This window comes from Pedobacter sp. AJM, from assembly GCF_002197755.1.
GTDB lineage: Bacteria > Bacteroidota > Bacteroidia > Sphingobacteriales > Sphingobacteriaceae > Pedobacter.
Map to the genome: position 1 here is coordinate 115,694 of NZ_NHOT01000008.1, position 21,498 is coordinate 137,191.

Below are 21,498 nucleotides of genomic sequence, written 5' to 3' on the forward strand. Positions count from 1 at the left end.
AAAATGGATGACTAATGAATCAATGTGATCGTTTTTTTAATGTTATTCAGGTCTCTCATGCTGAAATTTGGCGATTGAAAGGAAAACATCTGGTAAATCAGTAATCCGTCTCTGCTATCATAAATACTGATGATTTTATCATTCGAACGTTTCGTGTAAACCAGGTATTTAATGTTTGAATCTTTATTCAGAATTAAACTATCCAGTATGGCGTTCGATACGAATTTGATTTTATAACGGTATGGTGCTTCAGTAGCTATGTCTTGTACCGCAGCAACAGGCTGGGCTGAGAAAACCTCCCTGATATATTCAGGAAGGTATAAGGTTTCATTTACCAGTTCAGGAAGTCTTACTTTATTATAGAACTGATAATCCAGTCCGCGTGTCTGGTTGGATAATAGTCCATCATTAATCTGTTTTAAATAGCCCGAGAGCATACCCGGAGACCAGTTTAAGAAAACAGCCTGATTATAAAGTAAATTCAGTTGTTTCGATTTTGCAGCTCTTTTTGAATTGGACTGCTCAATAAGCGACATTTGTAAGCTGGTCAGTACATCCGGAAAAAGGGTAACTGTAGCCAGCGTGGTTTCTGCAAATTGCTTCGGGTTTTCGGATGGTGAAATCACCTTTAGTGCATAAACCAGGTTCAAATTTTTAAGGGTGTCAATTTGTTCGCTATAGCTGTCTAAATAAAAAAAAGAATAAGCCGTTAAGCGCTGATAACCCGCCAGCTCTTCTGGTTTAATAATTTTATAGGGTGTAATGGTCCAGGATTTTTTTATGGCTTCCTCAAATTTTTCAACAGATTTATATCCGGAATAAGGTAAAGTAAATAGTGTAGTTGTTTTCTTTAATTTTTCTATTTTATCCAGTATTGTTGCCTCATTTCCAAAATATGATGTTTGCGCCAGACATGAAAAAGCAGGCAGCATCAATAAATGGATGATCAGATTTTTTTTCGTAAAAAGCATCGTTATGAAGGTTTGATTTGTATCCGTCTATTATAAGCATCTTTTAACAATTATTTTAAAATTTTCTATTGCAATAATAAAATACATTCATTAGCTTTGTTATGCAAGCATAATAAATTATTGAAATGAAACAACAGCAAACTATTGATTACCATGTGAAATTTGCATGGCAAAATATGTTTAACAAGTATAATCAGATGGCTTCCAGTTTTGGAATTACTCAGGCTATTGGTTATATGCTGATCAATATCAATGATGAAGAAGGTACTGCCGTTTCTAACCTGGCAGGGTTGCTTGGCGTAAAGGCAACCAGCCTGTCGCGGATGCTAAACAACATGGAAGATGCCAGCCTGATTTACAGAGAAACTTCTGTTGGTGATAAACGTTCGGTAAAAGTTTTTCTGACTGATTTTGGTAAAGAAAAGAAACACTTGGCTAAGGGGGTTGTTAGAAAATTTAATGAATATCTCGATGAACATTTTTCTAAAAAGGAAAAAGAGACTTTCATTAATCTGTTGATAAAATTAAATGATATAACTGTAGCATATACTGTTGATTAATAATTATGAAACGAAGCATAAATAAAGTTGCTGTTCTGGGTTCAGGAATCATGGGTTCGCGGATTGCATGCCATTTTGCCAATATTGGTGTAGAAGTTTTGCTTTTAGATATTGCCCCGAAAGAACTGTTACCAGAAGAACAGGCAAAAGGATTAACATTAGATAAACCGGCTGTTAAAAACCGGATTGTAAATGCAGCCTTGCAAACCGCTGTAAAAACAAATCCATCACCGGTTTACACTAAAAAGGCACTGAATAAAATTAAAACCGGAAATTTCGATGATGATATGTCGAAAATTGCCGGCTTTGATTGGGTAATTGAGGTGGTGGTAGAAAATTTAGATATTAAGAAAAAGGTTTTCGAGCAGGTAGAACAATTTCGTAAACCTGGCACTTTAATCACTTCTAATACTTCAGGCATTCCTATTCACTTAATGGCTGAGGGCAGAAGTGAAGATTTTAAAGCGCATTTCTGCGGTACACATTTTTTTAATCCGCCCCGGTACTTAAAATTACTGGAGGTGATTCCAACGCCATATACCAAACCGGAAATTGTTGATTTTCTGATGCATTATGGCGATAAGTTTTTAGGTAAAACAACTGTTTTATGTAAAGATACGCCTGCGTTTATTGCCAACCGCGTAGGGGTTTATTCCATTATGGCTTTACTCCACCTGGTTGAAAAGTTAGATCTGACAGTAGAAGAGGTTGATAAATTTACAGGTCCGGCTTTGGGCAGACCAAAATCGGCCACCTTCCGTACATCGGATGTGGTGGGTTTGGATACCATGATTAAAGTAGCCAAAGGACTTTATGATAATTGTCCGGATGATAAAGCCCACGAATTATTTAAACTTCCTGCCTACGTGCAGAAAATGGAAGAGAACAAATGGCTGGGCGATAAAACCAAACAAGGTTTTTATAAGAAAACAAAAACGGCTGAAGGCAAAACAGAAATCCTCGCATTGGACTTAAAAACATTAGAATACAAACCTCAGCAAAAGGTTAAATCAGCTACGCTGGAGATGACCAAACCTGTTGAAAATCTTCCCGAACGCATGAAGATTTTTGCTAAGGGGAAAGATAAGGCAGGTGAGTTATTCCGCCATTCTTCTTTTGGTTTATTTGAATATGTGTCTGATCGGATTCCGGAAATCTCTGATGAGTTGTATCGCATTGATGATGCCATGCGTGCGGGTTTCGGCTGGGAATTGGGGCCATTTGAACTTTGGGATGCTGTTGGCGTAAAAGAAGGTGTAGAAGGCATGGAGCAATATGGAAACAAAGCAGCGGCCTGGGTACATGAAATGCTTGATGCAGGCAATACTTCCTTTTATAAAGTAGAAGCGGGTATCAAAAAGTATTATGATATTCCAACCAAATCTTATAAAGCCCTGCCGGGAACGGATGAGTTTATTATCCTGGATAACATCCGTGAAAATAAAACCCTTTGGAAAAACTCCGGTGTTTCCATCATCGATTTAGGAGATGGCATTTTGAATGTAGAGTTCCACACCAAAATGAATACCATTGGGGGCGATGTAATTTCAGGCATTAACAAAGCTATTGATATGGCTGAAAAAGACTATCGTGGTTTAGTAATCGGTAATGATGGTGCAAATTTCTCTGCCGGTGCAAACGTGGGCATGATCTTCATGATGGCGGTAGAGCAGGAGTGGGATGAACTGAATATGGCCATTCGCATGTTTCAGAATACGTCTATGCGCATCCGTTATTCCGCTATCCCGGTAGTGGTGGCACCGCATAACTTAACACTCGGCGGTGGCTGCGAGTTCAGCTTACATGCAGATCATGTTCAGTTATCCGCAGAAACTTATATGGGATTAGTAGAATTTGGTGTAGGCGTGATCCCTGGAGGAGGTGGTACAAAAGAATTTGCTTTACGTGCATCTGATGAATATAAAGATGATCAGATTGTTCAGAATGCTTTAAAAGAACGCTTCTTAACTATTGGAATGGCAAAAGTATCCACTTCAGGATATGAAGCTTATGAACTAGGGTATCTGCAAAAGGATAAATTTTCCATTTCGATGAACCGCAACCGTTTACTGGCCGATGCAAAAGCGAAAGCCATTGAACTGGCCGATGCCGGGTATACCAAACCCGTTCAAAGAACGGATATTAAAGTGCTTGGAAAGCAAGGCTTAGGGATTGTTTATGCCGGTGCAAATAGTATGTACGCCGGACATTACATTTCTGAGCATGATAAAAAAATCTCTGAAAAATTAGGTTACGTGATGTGTGGCGGGGATCTTTCATCGCCTACGGAGGTAAGTGAACAGTATTTACTGGATTTGGAAAGAGAGGCTTTTTTATCATTGGCGGGAGAACGGAAATCATTGGAAAGAATTCAATCTATTATAACCAAAGGCAAGCCGTTGAGGAATTAAAAAGATAAAAGAATACAAGAGCAAGGGTAAAGGAGTAAAGAGCCAGGAACAAGGAACAAAGGAAAAGAGCATAGTAAAATGCATAATTTTAGGCAACTGCAGATTTGGAAAGAAGGCATGGCGATTACCAAAGCAACCTATTTGGTCATCAATAATATGCCTTCAACAGAAAAATTTGGTTTAATATCACAGATTTCCAGATGTGTTGTTTCTGTTCCCTCCAATATTGCGGAAGGCTCTTCCAGATCTTCAAATAAAGAATTTTCACATTTTTTATCAGTTGCTCTGGGTTCGTTATTTGAACTTGAAACACAGGTACTGCTATGTGTTGATTTAGGTTTTCTTGTTTTGGAAAACACTGAACAATTAATAAAAGATATTATTCAGTTACAAAAGAAAATATCGACGTTTAAAAAATCACTTATATAATGAAACAGGTTAAGGAATGATGTCTTTATTCTTTGTTCCTTAATCTTTAATCCTAATAAAATGGAAGCATATATTATAGCCGGATATCGTACAGCAGTGGGTAAAGCTCCACGCGGCGTATTCCGTTTTACAAGAGCAGATGATCTCGCTGCAGAAGTGATCAGGGCTTTGGTGGCATCAGTTCCAAATTTAGATAAGGAACAAATTGATGATGTGATTGTAGGGAATGCCACACCAGAAGCAGAACAGGGCTTGAATATTGCCCGGATGATTTCGCTAATGGGTTTAGATACCGATAAAGTTCCCGGGGTTACTGTAAACCGTTATTGCGCATCAGGTTTAGATACCATTGCAACTGCCGTAGCTAAAATTAAGGCAGGAATGGCAGATTGTATCATTGCCGGTGGTGTGGAAGTAATGAGTGGAATGCCATTTGGTGGCTGGAAACTGGTTCCGAATGCGGAAGTAGCGAAAAATAATCCAGACTGGTATTGGGGAATGGGACTAACCGCTGAAGCCGTAGCTAAAGAGTATAATGTAAGCCGTGAAGATCAGGATGCCTTTGCACTTAAATCTCATGAAAAGGCCATCCATGCCATTAAAAACGGACATTTAAAAGATGGAGTACTGCCCATTACCGTAAATGAAAATTACCTGGATGAAAACCTGAAAAAGAAAACACGATCTTATGTTGTAGATACGGATGAAGGGCCCCGTGCAGATACCACTTTGGAAAAACTGGCAAAATTGAAACCCGTTTTCGATGCTGTGGGTAGTGTAACTGCAGGTAATTCATCTCAAACTTCAGATGGTGCAGCATTTGTTTTAGTGGTGTCTGAAAGGAAAATGAAAGAATTGAATGCAGAGCCGATTGCCAGATTAGTGAGTTATAGCGTAGCAGGTGTGCCACCAAGAATTATGGGTATCGGACCGATTGAAGCAATACCTAAAGCTTTAAAACAGGCCGGTTTAAATCAAAATGAGATTGACCTGATTGAACTGAATGAAGCTTTCTCTTCGCAATCACTGGCCATTATCAGAACACTGGATTTGAATCCGGACATTATTAACGTAAATGGTGGCGCTATTGCTTTGGGCCATCCGCTGGGATGTACCGGAGCAAAACTAACCGTTCAGATGATGAATGAATTGAAACGGCAAAATAAGAAATATGGTATGGTAACCATGTGCGTAGGTACGGGACAGGGTGCAGCAGGTATTTTTGAACTTTTATAGACTTGAGAAGCCAGATATGAGATTTGAGACAGCAAGTGTAATCAAGAAAACTAGAGTCTCAAATCTTATGTCTCCTATCTCACATCTTGAAATATTATGAATTGACTTTGAGTTGAGCTGGTCTCACATCTCAAATCTCATTTCTCAAATCTCATAACAATGGAAACAACTGAAAAAAAAACGATTAAAGGCGGCGAATTCTTGATAAAAGAAACCGTTTATCAGGATGTATTTATCCCTGAAGAATTTGATGAAGAACAACAGATGATTGCGCAAACGTGTCGCGATTTTCTGGAGGCAGAAGTTTATCCGAATTTAGATAAAATCGATAAGCAGGAAGACCCTGAATTAATGCCAGCATTGCTGACTAAAGCAGGTGAATTAGGTATTCTTGGCGTCTCTGTTCCGGAAGAATACGGCGGTTTTGGCAAGAACTTTAACACTTCCATGTTGGTTGCTGATGTGGTTGGTGCCGGTCACTCTTTTGCTGTGGCACTTTCAGCACATACAGGTATCGGAACTTTGCCTATCCTCTATTATGGTAATGAAGAACAAAAAGCGAAATATATTCCGAAACTAGGGTCTGGTGAGTGGAAAGCCGCTTATTGCTTAACGGAACCCAATTCAGGATCGGATGCAAATTCCGGCAAAACAAAAGCAAAATTGAGTGATGATGGCAAACATTATATCATCAACGGACAAAAAATGTGGATTACCAATGGTGGTTTTGCAGACATTTTTATTGTTTTTGCCAAGATAGATGATGATAAAAATCTAACCGCATTTATCGTAGAGAAAGATTTCGGTGGCATCACCATGAATCCTGAAGAGCATAAGATGGGAATCAAGGGTTCATCAACCCGCCAGGTTTTCTTTAATGATTGTCCTGTGCCTGTTGAGAACATGCTGAGCGACCGGGAAAATGGGTTCAAAATTGCTGTAAACATTTTAAACATCGGCCGGATTAAGTTATCGGCAGCGGCAATCGGGGCTTCTAAAGCAACATTAAATACAGCTATTAATTACTCGAATGAACGCAGTCAGTTTGGCCGCCCCATTTCAAAATACGGTGCCATTCGCTTCAAAATTGCTGAGATTGCATCAAAATTATATGCCGTTGACGCGGCAAATTACAGGGCCGGACAAAATATAGATGATACTTATGATCAATTGGTTGCCGGGGGAATGGAATCTGGTAAAGCGAGGTTAAAATCAGTAGAGCAGTTTGCGGTTGAATGTGCGATTTTAAAAGTTTGGGGCTCTGAAGCACTGGATTATACAGTTGATGAAGGCGTTCAGATTTATGGTGGGATGGGCTTTAGTGCCGATGCACCAATGGATAGAGCCTATCGCGATGCCCGGATCAACCGGATTTTTGAAGGAACGAATGAAATTAACCGCCTGTTAACGGTTGACATGATGTTGAAGCGGGCCATGAAGGGAGAACTTGATTTGATGGGCCCGGCTACAGCCGTGGCAGCCGAATTAATGAGCATCCCTGATTTCGGCGAAGAAGACACTACGTTATTTGCGGCGGAGAAAAAGGTATTGGCTAACCTTAAAAAAGCAACTTTAATGGTTGCTGGTGCGGCCGTTCAAAAACTCATGATGACTTTAAGCAAAGAGCAGGAAATCCTGATGAATATTGCTGACATGGCAGGCTATGTTTATGTGCTGGAATCTGCTTTACTTAGAACAGAAAAATTAGTAGCAACCAGGGGCGAGGAAGCCGCAGCTGGTCAGTTAGATTTACTCCGGATTTATATGGTTGAAGCAGTTGATGGTGTAGCTAAAGCAGGTAAAGAAGCACTTTGGGCCTTCGCAGAAGGTGATGAGCAAAGGATGATGTTGGTTGGGCTTCGCAGGTTTACCAAAGTAGAACCTTTTAATGTGAAGGATGCACGTCAGCGGGTAGCGCAGCAGTTAATCGAAGCCAATAAGTACATCTTTTAGCCATAAAGGTTAAAGTTATGAAGGTTTAAGATTCGGGTGTATGTGCCAGAATCTTAAACCTTTTTTTATGTTCTTTACTTTTACAAAGTAGTAAAAGGATGATCAATAAAATTAATTGCGAATAGGAATTCGAAAGCCTATTTTTGGAAATGATTAAAATGAAATACTTTACTTTTTTTATGCTGCTTGTTGTTATTGCGATTTCGTCTTGTAAAAAAGATGAAGATACAGATAAGCAGATCACTGATTTTATTGCTAAAAATAATATTCCAGCTACAAAAGATGCCTCTGGTTTATATTATCAAATTATCAAGCCTGGTACCGGAAGCTTTACTTATCCTGCCAATACCCGGATTACCATTAAATATGAAGGCCGGTTGTTAGATGGTAGTGTTTTTGACAATGGAGGAGGAAAAGAGCAAACTTTTGTACTTTCACAATTGATTCAGGGCTGGCAAATCGGCATTCCAAAAATTCAGAAAGGTGGTGAAATCAGGTTGATTATTCCACCAGGCCTTGGATATGGAGGCAATGCTGCAGGCTCCATTCCAGGAAATTCGGTTCTTGATTTTACCATACAACTTTCCAATACGCAATAAGCTTAAAGGCCAAAGCTGAAAGCTCAAAGACTGAGCGATAAGCGGATTAAAACAGATCCAATACAAAAGACAATTAAGACATGCTACACCCTGGTTTAGCGGGGTATTATATGGTCATTTTTCGATAGTGTATTTTCAGTTTAGTCTTTCAACGCCGCTTTTTGTTAAAATTGGTTAAAAATTGTTGCATCCATATTAAAAGCTTATTTTTGCCAATGATGCTTAAATTCAAATATTTAATATTGTTGGTATGCCTTATAGGTTGTTTTGCAGCCTGTAATAAAAATGAGGCATTCGAAACGTATGATCCCTTACCCCAGTTTGCGGCAGATACCACGGCTATCAGGGCCTTTATCAAGACCAATAATATTCCGGCAATAAAGGATCCGTCAGGCGTTTTTTATCAGGTAATTGAACCGGGAACAGGTAGTGTAGCCTATACTACAAATACTCAGATTACAGCAGATTATGAGGGCAGATTACTGAACGGTACTATATTTGACGCATCTAAAGGCACACCAATTACATTTGCCTTAGGCAGGGTAATCGCCGGATGGCAGATAGGAATTCAAAAAATCCAAAAAGGGGGGAAAATCAGATTGATTATACCTTCCTATTATGCTTATGGAAATAGGGCACAGGGAGCGAGTATCCCTGCAAATGCTATACTCGATTTTAATATCACACTTACAGAAGTTACAAATTAAATGAACAAATTTACCAAACTTGGCCTTTGCTTAGGTTTATTGGCTACAGTACTTTTCAGCGCCTGCAAAAAAGAATACGACTCCATTGAAACAATTGATGATGCCGCAATTCAGACTTTTATCAAAGCTGGCAATGTCAAATATGTCAAAGATGCTACTGGCTATTATTATAACATTATTACACAAGGTTCTGGCCTTGCAGTAAAAAATTCTGATTCTGTATTTTACTCTTATAAGTTTAAAACCTTAAGCGGGCAATTATTAAATCAAAGTTCTGATGTAATGATTCCGGGAACATTTTTAGGATATACGGATAGATTTACAATAAATGGTTCTTCTTATGTTTTTAGTCCAATTAGGGAAGTTTTATCTAAACTTAACCGAGGTGGAACAGCAACTTTAATTATGCCATCGAATTTAGCTTTTGGAAAAAATGGGCTAGGCACTATCAATGTTGGTTCAAATGAGAATATTTTAGTTGAATTGGGTATTTATTCACAATCAAAAATTCATGAAATAAATGAATTAGAGATGAGCAATTTTTTGATTTCAAATAATTTAACTGCTATTAAAGATGCTTCCCGTGTTCGTTATATTATTACTCAACAAGGAACTGGTACTCAAGTATTATCGTCCAGTACATTAATCTTAAATTATACTGGCAGACTTCTGAATGGGACAATTTTTGACTCAAATACAGCTGGTACATTTTCAACAACTTTGGCTGGTGTAATATCAGGTTGGGATATATTAAAAAACTTTAAAGCCGGTACCAAACTTCGATTATTTATTCCTTCTGATTTAGGTTATGGTCAATCAGGAAGACGAGACCCATCAACTGGTGCAATTATAATTCCTGCAAATGCAAATTTAGATTTCGATATTGAAATTGTAAGCGTTACGAATTAGCCAACGCCTCCTTAAAAACTTTTAAAACCCTTTCCCTTGCAAATTTATGCTCAACTATTGGTTGGGCATATTTTTTGGTATCAAATTCTGGCACCCACTTCTTGATATATTCAAATTTAGGATCGAAACGCTTGGTTTGTAATTCCGGATTAAAGACTCTGAAATAGGGTGCTGCATCATTACCGGAGCCTGCTGCCCATTGCCAGCCACCCACATTACTCGCCATTTCATAATCCAATAGTTTACCTGCAAAATAAGCTTCGCCCCATCGCCAGTCAATCAGCAAGTGTTTGGAGAGAAAGCTTGCGGTTACCATGCGCACCCGGTTGTGCATCCAGCCGATTGTATTAAGTTGCCTCATCCCCGCATCAACAATTGGATATCCTGTATTTCCTTCACACCAGGCTTTAAATTCCTCTTCATTGTTGCGCCATTTTATTTTATCGTATTGTTTTTTAAAAGAATCATGAGCCGAATAAGGGAAATGCCACAAAATCATCATGTAAAACTCGCGCCAGGCCAGTTCTGATAACCAGACATTGGATTTTGCAGCTACGGCATCTTTAACCAATTTGCGAATGCTGATGGTTCCAAAGCGCAAATGCAAGCCAATACGGGTAGTTCCGGCGATAGCCGGATAATCCCGCTTTTTGGCATAATCATCCAGTTTACTTTTATATTCAATTTTCGGGAATTGCAGCTTACTTTTTTCAAAACCCATTTCCTTCAGGCTGGGTAAAGGCAGGTGTTTGGTTTCCAGCAGGTTTTTAATATATTTTTTAGTGGGATAGGCTTTTGTGTAAAATTCATTCAGTTTGGCTTGCCACTGTTTATAAAATGGAGTGAAGACTGTATAGGGTGTTTGATCTGCTTTTAAAATCTCACCCTTTTCAAAAATCACCTGATCTTTATAAGTCTTAAATTCAATATTTTCACTCCTTAAAAACTCCGCCATGTTATCATCCCGCTCGCGGGCATATGGTTCATAATCATGGTTGGTATACACTTCAGCAACATCATATTCTTTTAATACCTCCGGCCATACTTTTTCAGGCTTGCCATATTTCACCAATACATCCGATTCTTGTTTTTGAAGTATGGTTTTTAAATCTTCAATAGTCTGATAAATAAAGGTAATCCGGGCGTCATCCTTTGCCAGTTGATCTAAAATATTTTGATCAAAAATGAAAAGTGGTAGAACCGCATGGGTGCCTTTCAGCGCATGGTATAAAGCGGCATTATCTTCCAGGCGTAAATCACGGCGGAACCAAAAGATACTAATTGTTTTCTTCATCTATTTGAAATTGTGATATCTGCTTTTTTTAGGCTATTTATGTTGGTATAGATTTGCCAATGCATCATCTAAATGGGTAAATTTAAATTTAAATCCTGCATCTAAAATTTTCTGCGCAGCGGTATTGTTGCTCATCATTACGGCTTCTGTACGCTCACCCATTAATAATTCTATCGCTTTTCTTGGAACTTTAACCGGCCAGAATGGCCGATGTAAATGCTTGGCAATCGCTTTGGTTAATCCTTCATTGGTAACCGGAAAAGGGGCACAGGCATTATAGCTGTTTTCCATGTTGAAGTTTTCCAATGCATAAACATACATTGCTACCATATCATCAATATGCAGCCAGGGTGTCCACTGTTTGCCGGTTCCTAAGGCAGCACCTGCAAATAAACGCACAGGTTTGTCGAGCTGAGGTAAAGCACCGCCTTTGGTACTGAAAACAATACCTGTACGAAGTTTTACAATGCGCAAACTTAGTTTTTTACCTTCATCTACAGCATCTTCCCACAGTTTACAACATTCTGCCAGGAAGCCGTAACCATTCTGACTTTCTTCAGTTAAAATCTCATCTCCACAATCTCCGTAAAAACCAACTGCTGATGCGGAGATAAAAGATTTTATTTGATGGTCAGGATTAGACTGTATAGCTTTATATATTAATTGAGTTGATTTTACCCGACTATCAATAATTTGTTTTTTTCGTTCTTTGGTCCATTTTTTCTCGGCTACCGGTTCTCCTGCTAAATGGATAATGGCATCAACACCAGTTAAGCATTGGGTATCAATTTCTCCTTTGTATACATCCCAGGTAAAATTATTTGGATCATCACTTTCTTTACGGGATAGTGTATTGACCTCATAACCCTGCGCTAACAGGTGTTTTTTGAGTGCAGTTCCTACAAGTCCGGTAGCGCCTGTAATCAGAATCTTTTTTGCCATGGTTTTAAAACACCAAACATGCGAAAGGGTTTTTTTTAAGTCTAAAGACAAAAAGTTACAAACCAGCAATAACTTTATTTTTTGGAGCTTTCACCGTATAGCTCAACTTAATGGTTTTGGTTTCATTGGGTGCAATTTTTAACTGCCAGGTAAGTAATCCGGTTTCCTTATTTACTTCAGCTCCTGAACTATCCAATAATTCAATTTCAACATCACTTTCGGTTGATAAGGGGTATTGATCTTTTAATGATAAATCAATCGCTTCTTTTTTGGTATTTCTGATTTTGATGAGATAGGTAAACAACTGCTTTTTGTTAGACCCGATAAATTTAGTGCTGCTAAAATCTTCCTGCTTCTCTTTCGTAATGATAATTTTTTTGTCCTTACCCATGCTCAGGCTTAGCGTATCCTGAATATTTGCAGGGTTAATGTAAGATTTTCCGGTATAAGTGCCTTCAAAAATAATATTGGCATTTCCAGCCTGGAGATTTAATTTTTCCCAGTTAGCCACGTCAGCCAGTAAGTAGGCATCAGTACTTAGTTTTGGTGCGGCATAATATTTATACCTCGCTGGTACTTCATATTCTTTAAATGAAACTGTATGTGGTTTATGATCACTGTTGACATCATAAGGAATATCAATATCAAACGTTACACCCAGTTGAGTTTCATTCACGGATGTATAGTTGTTTACGGTGGAAGGTGCGGGCATGGCTTGTTTTGCTAAAGAATTAGATCCCCTTACCACAATTTCATGAAGGCTATTATCGGCAACTTCTAAACCTGCTGCTCTACCCATTAATACTTTTTGCGTTTGAGTGTAAGTAGATACAAACCAGGGGTTTAAAGTTGGTGCAGTAATATTATAATTCGGGTTTCCGGTGGATAAAGAAAGTTTCACTTTTTTCCAGTTTAAACCTGTGTTTTGGGTAATTGCGGCTTTATAAACGATACCCAGCGGTTTAGCTGTGCTGGTGGATTTAATATCATAACTGGCTAACCAACTTGCATTTGGTGTAATATACGATATGTTATAATTGGCATCTGTATTGGTTTTCGCCATAAGTTGCAAAACCAACTGACCAAGCTGCTGGTCTGGATTATTTCTTAAAGCGGCAATCTGTTGCTGTAAAGCATCTAGTTTTTGGCTTTGTTTTTCTTCGGTAACGCTCAGGGTAGCTATTGCATTCCTCACTTCAGCATTTTTAGCTCTGTAATATTCAGCCAGTTTCATCAATTCAGTCACATTGGTTCCCGAAGCCGTGCCGCCTGATTTTCTGTTTTCATCCAATAAAGCCAATGTTTGCTCTTCAATGGTTTTTGAATTTTTCGTCTTCATTAATGCCGCACTGATTAATTTTACACTATCACTTAATAACTTAACTGTGGGGTTTGCAGCATCAGTGTTCAGGAAATCTCGGTTAAACTGAACGGATAAAATGGTTACACCTGAAGAAACACCTACCTGAATAGAATTTTCATTCACCCGCCCGGAGATGTTATTGATCACGATTTCGGATGTTCCGGATGGAAGATTAACTGTTCCGGAGTGTGTAAGTTGTGCCCCGTTATTGTAAACCGTTACACTTTCTAAATTGGCTTTGGTTTTAATTTGTTGCTGCGCAAAAACACTTAATGGCAATAACAGGGTGATTAAAATTCGTTTCATTTTTCAGGTTTATGGGTGTGTATAATTCAATATTTAAATTGAAGATGAGTAATTTGCCTATATTCCATAACTGTGTATATATATTGTTTACTGTGTGTAAAGAATTTGGCAGGTTTTTGATGCCAGAAAAAAATAAGATAAATTTGTGTTCGTCCGCTTAATTTCATTTCCAATAAAAGATGTCCAAAAAAGTTTTAGTATGGTTTAGAAATGATCTTCGTTTGCATGATAATGAATTGCTGGTGGAGGCAATTGCTAAGTCAGATTCAATTTTACCTGTTTATATTTTAGATCCCCGTCAGTTCGGAGAAACCAAGTACGGTACACTGAAAACGGGCAGTGTCAGGGCACAGTTTTTATTAGAAAGTGTACTTGGATTAAGAAGTGCGCTGAAGCAGATTGGGGGGAATTTGTTAATTGCGACAGGCAGTCCGGAAGAGCTCATCCCTCAGTTGATTCAGGAATATGAAATTTCTGAAGTGTATCACCATAGGGAAGTGGCTAGAGAAGAAACCCATGTTTCTACGCTGGTAGAAAATGCCCTTTGGAAATTACGCATCAACCTCAAGCATTTTATCGGTCACACCTTATACAATAAGGAAGATTTACCCTTCCCCATCAAAGATATTCCTGATGCTTTTAATCAGTTCAAGAAAAAGATTGAACGTGATTCCATGATCAAGCCCTGCTTTCCTTCTCCCGACCGGATTAACGTTGCAGAGGTAATTGACTGGGGAACTTTACCTTCACTGGAAGAACTGGGATTGTCTCAGCAGCAACAAGATCAGCGTTCAGATTTCGAATTTGCGGGTGGTGAATCTGCAGGATTAGTGCATTTACAAAAGGTTATTGTAGCCATGCAGCAGGCAGCAACCACTAAAAATCTGATTTTAGTTTCTAAACTTTCCGCCTGGCTGGCCATGGGTTGCTTATCTCCCCGTAAGGTGTATTGGGAAATAAAAAAAATGGAAGGGATGCCCAATACCAAGGCTATGTTTAACCACATTTTACTGGGGTTACTCTGGCGGGATTATTTTCGTTTTATGTTCAAAAAATATGGCAATACCTTTTTTAATCCAAATGGTTTTGGAAGCCAGGGTTTGGTGGACGTAGAAAATGAACAGGAAAATTTTAATAAATGGCGAGTCGGCCAGACTGGCTTTGCTGTTGTAGATGCAGTAATGACAGAATTAAACCAAACTGGTTTTATCTCCAATATTGCGAGACAGACAGCTGCACTTTACCTGATTAATAATTTGGAAGTGAGCTGGGTTTTTGGAGCTGCATATTTTGAAGAAAAATTGATTGATTATAACCCGGCAAGTAACTGGGGCAACTGGGCAAATGTTGCAGGTGTAGGCAATGACCAGAAATCAAAAAGTGTATTTGACCTGGATAAAAATATTAAAAACTTAGATCCCAAAGGGAATTATGCTTTAACCTGGGCTTCGGAATAGAATGATTGAATTCAATATTTATTGAGAGAATGAATGAGTGATAGAATGATTGAATTATTGAATGGTTCTTTGTTCACGTCATTTAATCATTCTATCACTTATTCATTCATTCATTCCCTCACTCATTCATTCATTTTTCATTCTCTCATCCAATTGCGAATACTGGCCTGGGTTTTGCTTTATGCTTTAACTAAAAATTTCTTTAATTCATCCAGCGTTAATTTTGCTGAATGTCAGAATGTTTCTAAATATATTTTTTTGTGCAATTAATCCAGTTTTTTGCCATTTATATAAGGTAAAATTCTAATTTTGTAATGCTTATAGTAATCAGTTAATAATGGATAGTTTATCTTATCTCAACGGCGCTAACGCCGAATATGTAGATTCTTTATATCAATCGTATCAGCAAGATCCTGAATCAGTTGAGTTTGGTTGGCAAAAGTTTTTTGAAGGTTTCGATTTCGGGCGGAGTGCTGAAACTTCAGCCATTAACGTAGAAACCCCTGAACAGTTCTTAAAAGAGGTTAGTGTTTTAAACCTGATTGACGGATACAGAAGCCGTGGTCACTTATTTACACATACCAATCCTGTTCGCGAAAGACGCAAGCATTTACCAACTTTAGATCTTTCAAACTTTGGCCTTTCTGATGCCGATCTGGAAACAGTTTTCAATTCAGGGGTTGAAATCGGGATTGGCGCAGCAAAATTAAAAGATATTGTTGCTTTTCTGAAACAAACCTACACCAGCTCAATCGGGGCAGAATATAAATTTTTACGTACACCGGAAGTGCTGAACTGGATTCAGCAAAAGATGGAAAGTGCCCGTAATACGCCAAGTTTCTCTATTGATGAGAAGAAGCGTATTCTGAAAAAATTAAATGAGGCGGTAAGTTTTGAAAACTTTCTTGGGACTAAATTTTTAGGACAAAAACGTTTTTCTTTAGAAGGCGCAGAGGCTTTAATTCCGGCATTGGATTCTGTTATTGAAAAAGGTGCAGATTTAGGAATTGAAGAATTTGTAATTGGTATGGCGCACCGCGGTCGTTTAAACGTACTGGCGAACATCATGCAAAAAACCTATAAAGATATTTTTGCAGAATTTGAAGGCAAAAGCTATAATCCTGACACCCCATTTGGAGGTGACGTAAAATATCACTTAGGTTACTCTACAGATGTTACTACCGTTACCGGAAAAAGTGTACACTTAAGTCTTTGCCCAAACCCATCACACCTGGAAACCGTTGACGGTGTGGTAGAAGGCATGAGCCGCTCAAAAATTGATTTTAAATATGGTGGCGATAACAGCCGTTTGGCACCTATTTTAATTCATGGTGATGCTTCAGTAGCCGGCCAGGGAATTGTATATGAAGTGATTCAGATGGCAGGCCTTGAAGGTTATAAAACAGGTGGAACCATTCATCTGGTCATTAATAACCAGATCGGCTTTACCACCAATTATAAAGATGCACGTACGAGCACATACTGTACGGATATTGCTAAAGTAACGTTGTCACCAGTTTTTCATGTAAATGGTGATGATCCTGAAGCTTTGGTTTACGCCATTAATCTGGCGATGGAATATCGTCAGAAATACAAGAACGATGTGTTTATTGATATTTTATGTTACCGTCGTTTCGGGCACAATGAATCTGATGAACCTAAATTTACACAGCCTCTGTTGTATAAAACCATCGAAAAACACCCTAACCCAAGGGAAATTTATATTGAACAATTAACTAAAGAAGGTAAACTGGAAGCTGGACTGGCCAAGGAAATGGAAAAAGATTTCCGTGGTATTTTACAGGAACGCTTAAACGAAGCCAAAGAATTTGTTGCAAGTAAGGATGAAGTTAAATTTGGTGGTGCCTGGGCAGATTTGCGGATGGCGACACCAAAAGATTTCGAAACCTCTCCTGTTACGGCGGTAAAAAAATCAACTTTACTGGAAATAGGTAAACGCATCACCACTTTACCATCAGATAAAAAATTCTTCAAAAAAATTGAAAAACTTTTTGCTGAACGTACAAAGATGGTTAATGAAACCCATGTTTTCGATTGGGCAATGGGCGAGCAACTGGCTTATGGTACTTTGTTATCAGAGGGCAAGCGTGTTCGTTTAAGTGGTCAGGATGTTGAGCGTGGTACTTTTTCACACCGTCATGCAGTTTTAACACTTGAAGATAGTGAGGAAGAATATGTACCATTGGCAAACATTTCAGATCAGCAGGCACCATTTGATATTTATAATTCCCACTTATCAGAATATGGTGTTTTAGGTTTTGAGTACGGCTATGCAATGGCTAATCCTAATGCTTTAACCATCTGGGAGGCACAGTTTGGCGATTTCTTTAACGGCGCACAAATTGTAGTCGATCAATATATTGCCAGTGCAGAAACCAAATGGCAACGTGAAAATGGTTTAGTCATGTTATTGCCACATGGTTACGAAGGGCAGGGACCTGAGCATTCATCAGCACGTATCGAGCGTTTCATGGAGCTTTGTGCTGATTATAACATGCAGGTGGTTAATTGTACTACTCCTGCTAACTTTTTCCACGTACTACGTCGCCAGTTTAAACGCGATTTCCGGAAACCTTTAGTAGTTTTCTCTCCAAAAAGCTTATTGCGTCATCCATCTTGTGTTTCTAAATTAGAAGCGTTTACTGATGGTGGATTTAAAGAGGTGATTGATGATGTAAATGTAAAGGTAGATGAGGTCACCCGTATTGTTTTCTGTAGTGGTAAGATTTATTACGAACTATTGGAAAAAAAGCAAACTGATCAGGTAAAACATGTTGCCATTGTTCGTGTAGAGCAATTATACCCAACACCAGTTGATCAGATGGAAGCTATCAAGGCAAAATATAAAAATGCAAACGAAATTTTCTGGGTACAGGAAGAACCAGAAAACATGGGGGCATGGCCATATCTGTTCCGCAAATTGTACAAAACAGGCTTAAAAGGTATTGATGTGATTTCAAGAAAAGAGAGCAGTAGTACCGCAACAGGTTTCGCTAAACAACATGCCAACCAACAAACCTATATTTTAGCGAAGGCTTTAGAGGTTTCTGTAAAGGAAGAAGAAGTTAAAGATGAAACAAAAAAGGCCAGTAAAAAATTAGCTGAAGCAGACTAAGGTTTAAGGTAAAAAAGTATAAGGCTGAAGGTTGTAAATTTAAAATATCCCAACTTTCAATCTTAAAACAGATAACAACAAAAATTACAATTTTAAAAATATGAGTTTAGAGATCAAAGTTCCACCGGTTGGTGAGTCGATAACAGAAGTTGTTTTATCACGTTGGATAAAGAACGATGGCGATGTTGTGGAGATGGACGAAGTTATTGCGGAGTTAGAATCAGACAAAGCTACTTTCGAATTGACCGCAGAACAAGCTGGAACTTTAAAAACCATAGCCGCTGAAGGTGATACATTAGCCATTGGCGCAGTTGTTTGTAATATTGAAGATGGTGGTGCTGCTGCCAGTCCTAAGCAGGAAGGTGAAAGCCCTAAAGCTGATGCACCTGCGCTAGCTGAAGAAGCAACAAAGACTGAAGGCTCACAACAGGTGAATAAAGACTCTTATGCTAGCGGAACACCTTCTCCTGCTGCGGGAAAAATACTTGCAGAAAAAGGGATTGATACTGCTGCTGTAAAAGGTACAGGTGTTGATGGTCGCATTACTAAAGATGACGCGGTAAAAGCGGAAGCTGGTAAAAAACCGGAAGCGCCTAAAGCTGCTGCTGCGCCCGTTGCTGCTACTCCTGCAGGTGCACGTGCTGAGCGTCGTGAGAAAATGTCTCCTTTGCGCAGAACCGTTGCGAAACGTTTGGTTGCAGTTAAAAATGAAACGGCCATGTTAACCACTTTCAATGAGGTGAACATGAAGCCGATTATGGATTTACGTGGAAAATATAAAGATCAGTTTAAAGAAAAATTTGGTGTAGGCTTAGGCTTCATGAGTTTTTTCACTAAAGCGGTTACCGTAGCATTAAAAGAATTTCCGGCTGTAAATGGTCGCATTGAAGGTGAAGAGTTGATTTATAACGATTTTGCTGATATCTCTATTGCTGTTTCTGCTCCAAAAGGTTTAGTTGTTCCGGTTATCCGCAACGCTGAAAGTATGTCGCTTGCAGAAATTGAGAAATCAGTTTTAACCTTGGCCTTGAAAGCACGCGATAGTAAATTAACCATCGAAGAAATGACTGGTGGAACTTTTACCATCACTAATGGTGGTGTATTTGGTTCAATGATGTCAACTCCGATTATTAATGCCCCACAATCTGCTATTTTAGGTATGCACAATATTGTGGAGCGTCCGGTTGCTGAAAAAGGTGAGGTGGTGATTCGTCCAATGATGTATGTTGCGTTATCTTATGACCATAGAATTATCGACGGACGTGAGTCTGTAGGTTTTCTGGTTCGGGTGAAACAACTATTGGAAGATCCAGCCAGGTTATTATTGGGTGTTTAATCCTTTAAAAGGGAATTGATATATACGAGAAGCCTTCGATTGAAAAAATCGAAGGCTTTTTTATTGAGGTAACCGAGCTTTTAAATGCCATGTCAATACAATTGCCTTTGTAATAGGTACAACTACTAAGGAATCTTTAAGAAATTACTTATGTTTACATAAGCTCAGGTCCGTTTAGCACAAGTTTAAAAGTGCTTCATAAGCATTTCCACTCAAACCCAGCAACTTTGCAAAGGCCGGTTCCGTTTTGTAACCCTGCTTTTTTAAATTAATGATTTTTAGTCTGAACTCCTCACCATTTTCAAGCAGTAATTGATGTTCGATTACCATATGGCGATAGGCATTTTGTTCAGTAGCAGGGATATTCTGACCAAAGATTTCGATTTCAAAATCTTCTAAAAAGAAATTTACCTTAAGCGCATTTAAGGCTTGGTTTTCCGAAATGCTAAAGCCCCTCTCTCCTTGAAAATGAGTTAACAAAGTATGCTTAAATTTTTCTTTATCCTGAACATCGCAAATGATGTCTAAATCACTGTTTTGAATGTCGATGTTGATTGGTATGGTTCCAACTAAAACAGGTGTAAACTCCGCCAGTTTCTCCAGTATGCTATTTTTGGTTAAAACCTGATAAGCACTTTGTTGCTTTGGATTTCCTGATTTTAAATAAGACAGGTTAAGAAAATTTATCATTTTTAGGCACCTTTTCTGGATTTAAAGTTGACAAATTCTTTTCTATTGTGGTATTAAAGTTGTCAACTTAATCAATAAACAAAAAAGCCCATTTCGGTAAAGAAACGGGCCTGTAATTATTTAAAGCTATTACTATCCCTACGATAGGTTTCAATTGTAAGCTGTAAATTAACAATCTTAATTCACTTAATCTTCCACAATCTCACTGTTAATACTTACTTCATCCTTCACATCTTCCTTAAAGTAGTTTTTCTGAAAGATCAGGATGAGAATCACTCCGACTGAAATCGCAGCATCTGCAAGGTTAAAAACGGGTCTGAAGAAAATGAATTCATCTCCTCCCCAAATCGGAATCCAGCTCGGGAAGTGTCCTTCAGCGATTGGAAAATAAAGCATATCTACCACTCTGCCATGGAACCACGTTTCGTAGCCATAAATTTTTCCATAAAAAACCGAGTCGATGATATTTCCTACAGCACCAGCAAAAATCAGTGCAACATTTAAGATTAAACCCCGGTGGTATTTATGCTTAATTAAATAATGAAGTCCATATCCGATACCAGCAACGGCAGCAATGCGGAACAATGATAAGGCAAGCTTACCAAATTCTCCACCAAACTCCATACCGAAGGCCATTCCATTATTTTCAGTAAAATGGATAATGAACCATTTACCTATGATATTAAACTCCTGGCCGAGATACATGTTGGTTTTAATCCAGGTTTTTAATACCTGGTCGGCAAGTAAAACCAGAAAGATAAGAAGTAAAGGTTTTGTATAGCCTTTCATTAACTTTGCTTTAATTTGGCTTCCATGCTCAAAGTAGCATGAGGAACTGCGCGTAGACGTTCTTTCTGAATTAATTTGCCAGTTTCACGGCAAATACCATAAGTTTTATTTTCAATTCTAACCAATGCATTCTCCAGGTTATCAATAAATTTTTTCTGACGGGCAGCCAACTGATTGATTTGTTCCTTCTCCATTGTTGCAGAACCATCTTCCAACGTTTTATAGGCTCCGGAAGTATCTTCAGTGCCATTTGCATTAGGATTGCTCAAAGATGAAGTTAAGGCATTAAGTTCTTCTTTAGAACTGCGTAATTTATCTTGAATAAGCTCTTTAAATTCCTGAAGTTCACTGTCTGAGTAGCGTGTTTTGTTACTGTTTTCCATGTTTTTAATTTAGTTTTCTAATATATG

General features: G+C 38.5%; 18 protein-coding genes. 11 read left to right on the top strand and 7 right to left on the bottom strand.

Going from position 1 to position 21,498, the window contains the following annotated elements; all coding sequences use genetic code 11:
- Positions 1-11: 11 nt before the first annotated feature.
- Positions 12-971 carry a hypothetical protein gene (locus CBW18_RS15635; RefSeq protein WP_088302259.1) on the bottom strand — a complete coding sequence of 320 codons (960 nt, stop codon included), beginning with the start codon at positions 969-971 and terminating at the stop codon, positions 12-14.
- A gap of 125 nt (positions 972-1,096) precedes the next feature.
- On the opposite strand from CBW18_RS15635, the gene CBW18_RS15640 reads away from it, so the two are divergent.
- The 8 genes from CBW18_RS15640 (at position 1,097) to CBW18_RS15675 (ending at position 9,775) form a co-directional block, all read left to right on the top strand.
- Positions 1,097-1,531, top strand: a complete 435-nt coding sequence (locus tag CBW18_RS15640; RefSeq protein WP_088302260.1) for a MarR family winged helix-turn-helix transcriptional regulator — start codon at positions 1,097-1,099, stop codon at positions 1,529-1,531.
- 5 nt (positions 1,532-1,536) lie between these two features.
- Positions 1,537-3,942: a 3-hydroxyacyl-CoA dehydrogenase/enoyl-CoA hydratase family protein gene (locus tag CBW18_RS15645; protein WP_172406551.1), complete on the top strand. Its 2,406-nt coding sequence runs from the start codon at positions 1,537-1,539 to the stop codon at positions 3,940-3,942.
- A 78-nt stretch (positions 3,943-4,020) separates the two neighbouring features.
- Positions 4,021-4,371: a four helix bundle protein gene (locus tag CBW18_RS15650; protein ID WP_088302262.1), complete on the top strand. Its 351-nt coding sequence runs from the start codon at positions 4,021-4,023 to the stop codon at positions 4,369-4,371.
- A gap of 60 nt (positions 4,372-4,431) precedes the next feature.
- Positions 4,432-5,607 (top strand): acetyl-CoA C-acyltransferase, encoded by a 1,176-nt coding sequence (locus CBW18_RS15655; RefSeq protein ID WP_088302263.1) that lies wholly within the window; start codon positions 4,432-4,434, stop codon positions 5,605-5,607.
- Between the two features lie 159 nt (positions 5,608-5,766).
- Positions 5,767-7,560, top strand: coding sequence for an acyl-CoA dehydrogenase family protein (locus CBW18_RS15660; RefSeq protein WP_088302264.1), 1,794 nt, complete (start codon positions 5,767-5,769; stop codon positions 7,558-7,560).
- A 158-nt stretch (positions 7,561-7,718) separates the two neighbouring features.
- Positions 7,719-8,159 (top strand): FKBP-type peptidyl-prolyl cis-trans isomerase, encoded by a 441-nt coding sequence (locus CBW18_RS15665; protein ID WP_253249061.1) that lies wholly within the window; start codon positions 7,719-7,721, stop codon positions 8,157-8,159.
- 215 nt (positions 8,160-8,374) lie between these two features.
- A complete protein-coding gene (locus tag CBW18_RS15670; protein ID WP_253249062.1) occupies positions 8,375-8,866 on the top strand; it encodes an FKBP-type peptidyl-prolyl cis-trans isomerase in 492 nt (163 codons plus the stop codon).
- A complete protein-coding gene (locus tag CBW18_RS15675; protein WP_088302267.1) occupies positions 8,867-9,775 on the top strand; it encodes an FKBP-type peptidyl-prolyl cis-trans isomerase in 909 nt (302 codons plus the stop codon).
- Here the strand turns inward: CBW18_RS15675 and CBW18_RS15680 are convergent.
- Genes CBW18_RS15680 through CBW18_RS15690 form a run of 3 tightly spaced genes read right to left on the bottom strand, consistent with a single transcriptional unit; the run spans position 9,765 to position 13,680 of the window.
- Positions 9,765-11,069, bottom strand: a complete 1,305-nt coding sequence (locus CBW18_RS15680; protein WP_088302268.1) for a deoxyribodipyrimidine photo-lyase — start codon at positions 11,067-11,069, stop codon at positions 9,765-9,767. The genes CBW18_RS15675 and CBW18_RS15680 overlap by 11 nt on opposite strands.
- Before the next feature lie 33 nt (positions 11,070-11,102).
- Positions 11,103-12,011 (bottom strand): TIGR01777 family oxidoreductase, encoded by a 909-nt coding sequence (locus CBW18_RS15685; RefSeq protein WP_088302282.1) that lies wholly within the window; start codon positions 12,009-12,011, stop codon positions 11,103-11,105.
- Positions 12,012-12,066: 55 nt separating this feature from the next.
- Complete coding sequence (locus CBW18_RS15690) at positions 12,067-13,680, bottom strand: DUF4139 domain-containing protein (protein WP_088302269.1); 1,614 nt, start codon at positions 13,678-13,680, stop codon at positions 12,067-12,069.
- A 179-nt stretch (positions 13,681-13,859) separates the two neighbouring features.
- Here CBW18_RS15690 and CBW18_RS15695 point away from each other — a divergent pair, with 179 nt between their 5' ends.
- From CBW18_RS15695 to odhB, 3 genes are all read left to right on the top strand, one after another.
- The gene (locus tag CBW18_RS15695; protein ID WP_088302270.1) at positions 13,860-15,137 is read left to right on the top strand and encodes a DASH family cryptochrome; all 1,278 of its coding nucleotides are present in this window, start codon (positions 13,860-13,862) and stop codon (positions 15,135-15,137) included.
- Between the two features lie 337 nt (positions 15,138-15,474).
- Positions 15,475-18,273: a 2-oxoglutarate dehydrogenase E1 component gene (locus tag CBW18_RS15700; protein WP_088302271.1), complete on the top strand. Its 2,799-nt coding sequence runs from the start codon at positions 15,475-15,477 to the stop codon at positions 18,271-18,273.
- A gap of 100 nt (positions 18,274-18,373) precedes the next feature.
- Complete coding sequence (gene odhB, locus CBW18_RS15705; RefSeq protein ID WP_088302272.1) at positions 18,374-19,609, top strand: 2-oxoglutarate dehydrogenase complex dihydrolipoyllysine-residue succinyltransferase; 1,236 nt, start codon at positions 18,374-18,376, stop codon at positions 19,607-19,609.
- A gap of 174 nt (positions 19,610-19,783) precedes the next feature.
- On the opposite strand, the gene CBW18_RS15710 is transcribed toward odhB, so the two are convergent.
- From CBW18_RS15710 to CBW18_RS15720, 3 genes are all read right to left on the bottom strand, one after another.
- Complete coding sequence (locus tag CBW18_RS15710; RefSeq protein WP_088302273.1) at positions 19,784-20,299, bottom strand: DUF4269 domain-containing protein; 516 nt, start codon at positions 20,297-20,299, stop codon at positions 19,784-19,786.
- A 186-nt stretch (positions 20,300-20,485) separates the two neighbouring features.
- Entirely contained in the window at positions 20,486-21,088 is a 603-nt protein-coding gene (locus CBW18_RS15715; protein ID WP_088302274.1) for a lipoprotein signal peptidase, read from the bottom strand.
- Complete coding sequence (locus CBW18_RS15720; protein ID WP_029286865.1) at positions 21,088-21,471, bottom strand: TraR/DksA C4-type zinc finger protein; 384 nt, start codon at positions 21,469-21,471, stop codon at positions 21,088-21,090. Before CBW18_RS15720 ends, CBW18_RS15715 begins: the two co-directional genes overlap by 1 nt.
- Between the last annotated feature and the right edge of the window lie 27 nt (positions 21,472-21,498).

Excerpts from the sequence above, each read along its gene's own strand:
- CBW18_RS15700 (WP_088302271.1), top strand. The coding sequence starts at position 15,475 with ATGGATAGTTTATCTTATCTCAACGGCGCTAACGCCGAATATGTAGAT.
- CBW18_RS15695 (WP_088302270.1), top strand. The coding sequence starts at position 13,860 with ATGTCCAAAAAAGTTTTAGTATGGTTTAGAAATGATCTTCGTTTGCAT.
- CBW18_RS15710 (WP_088302273.1), bottom strand. The coding sequence starts at position 20,299 with ATGATAAATTTTCTTAACCTGTCTTATTTAAAATCAGGAAATCCAAAG.
- CBW18_RS15650 (WP_088302262.1), top strand. The coding sequence starts at position 4,021 with ATGCATAATTTTAGGCAACTGCAGATTTGGAAAGAAGGCATGGCGATT.
- CBW18_RS15645 (WP_172406551.1), top strand. The coding sequence starts at position 1,537 with ATGAAACGAAGCATAAATAAAGTTGCTGTTCTGGGTTCAGGAATCATG.
- CBW18_RS15715 (WP_088302274.1), bottom strand. The coding sequence starts at position 21,088 with ATGAAAGGCTATACAAAACCTTTACTTCTTATCTTTCTGGTTTTACTT.
- CBW18_RS15665 (WP_253249061.1), top strand. The coding sequence starts at position 7,719 with ATGAAATACTTTACTTTTTTTATGCTGCTTGTTGTTATTGCGATTTCG.
- CBW18_RS15685 (WP_088302282.1), bottom strand. The coding sequence starts at position 12,011 with ATGGCAAAAAAGATTCTGATTACAGGCGCTACCGGACTTGTAGGAACT.
- CBW18_RS15670 (WP_253249062.1), top strand. The coding sequence starts at position 8,375 with ATGATGCTTAAATTCAAATATTTAATATTGTTGGTATGCCTTATAGGT.
- CBW18_RS15675 (WP_088302267.1), top strand. The coding sequence starts at position 8,867 with ATGAACAAATTTACCAAACTTGGCCTTTGCTTAGGTTTATTGGCTACA.
- CBW18_RS15660 (WP_088302264.1), top strand. The coding sequence starts at position 5,767 with ATGGAAACAACTGAAAAAAAAACGATTAAAGGCGGCGAATTCTTGATA.
- CBW18_RS15690 (WP_088302269.1), bottom strand. The coding sequence starts at position 13,680 with ATGAAACGAATTTTAATCACCCTGTTATTGCCATTAAGTGTTTTTGCG.
- CBW18_RS15680 (WP_088302268.1), bottom strand. The coding sequence starts at position 11,069 with ATGAAGAAAACAATTAGTATCTTTTGGTTCCGCCGTGATTTACGCCTG.
- CBW18_RS15655 (WP_088302263.1), top strand. The coding sequence starts at position 4,432 with ATGGAAGCATATATTATAGCCGGATATCGTACAGCAGTGGGTAAAGCT.
- odhB (WP_088302272.1), top strand. The coding sequence starts at position 18,374 with ATGAGTTTAGAGATCAAAGTTCCACCGGTTGGTGAGTCGATAACAGAA.
- CBW18_RS15635 (WP_088302259.1), bottom strand. The coding sequence starts at position 971 with ATGCTTTTTACGAAAAAAAATCTGATCATCCATTTATTGATGCTGCCT.
- CBW18_RS15640 (WP_088302260.1), top strand. The coding sequence starts at position 1,097 with ATGAAACAACAGCAAACTATTGATTACCATGTGAAATTTGCATGGCAA.
- CBW18_RS15720 (WP_029286865.1), bottom strand. The coding sequence starts at position 21,471 with ATGGAAAACAGTAACAAAACACGCTACTCAGACAGTGAACTTCAGGAA.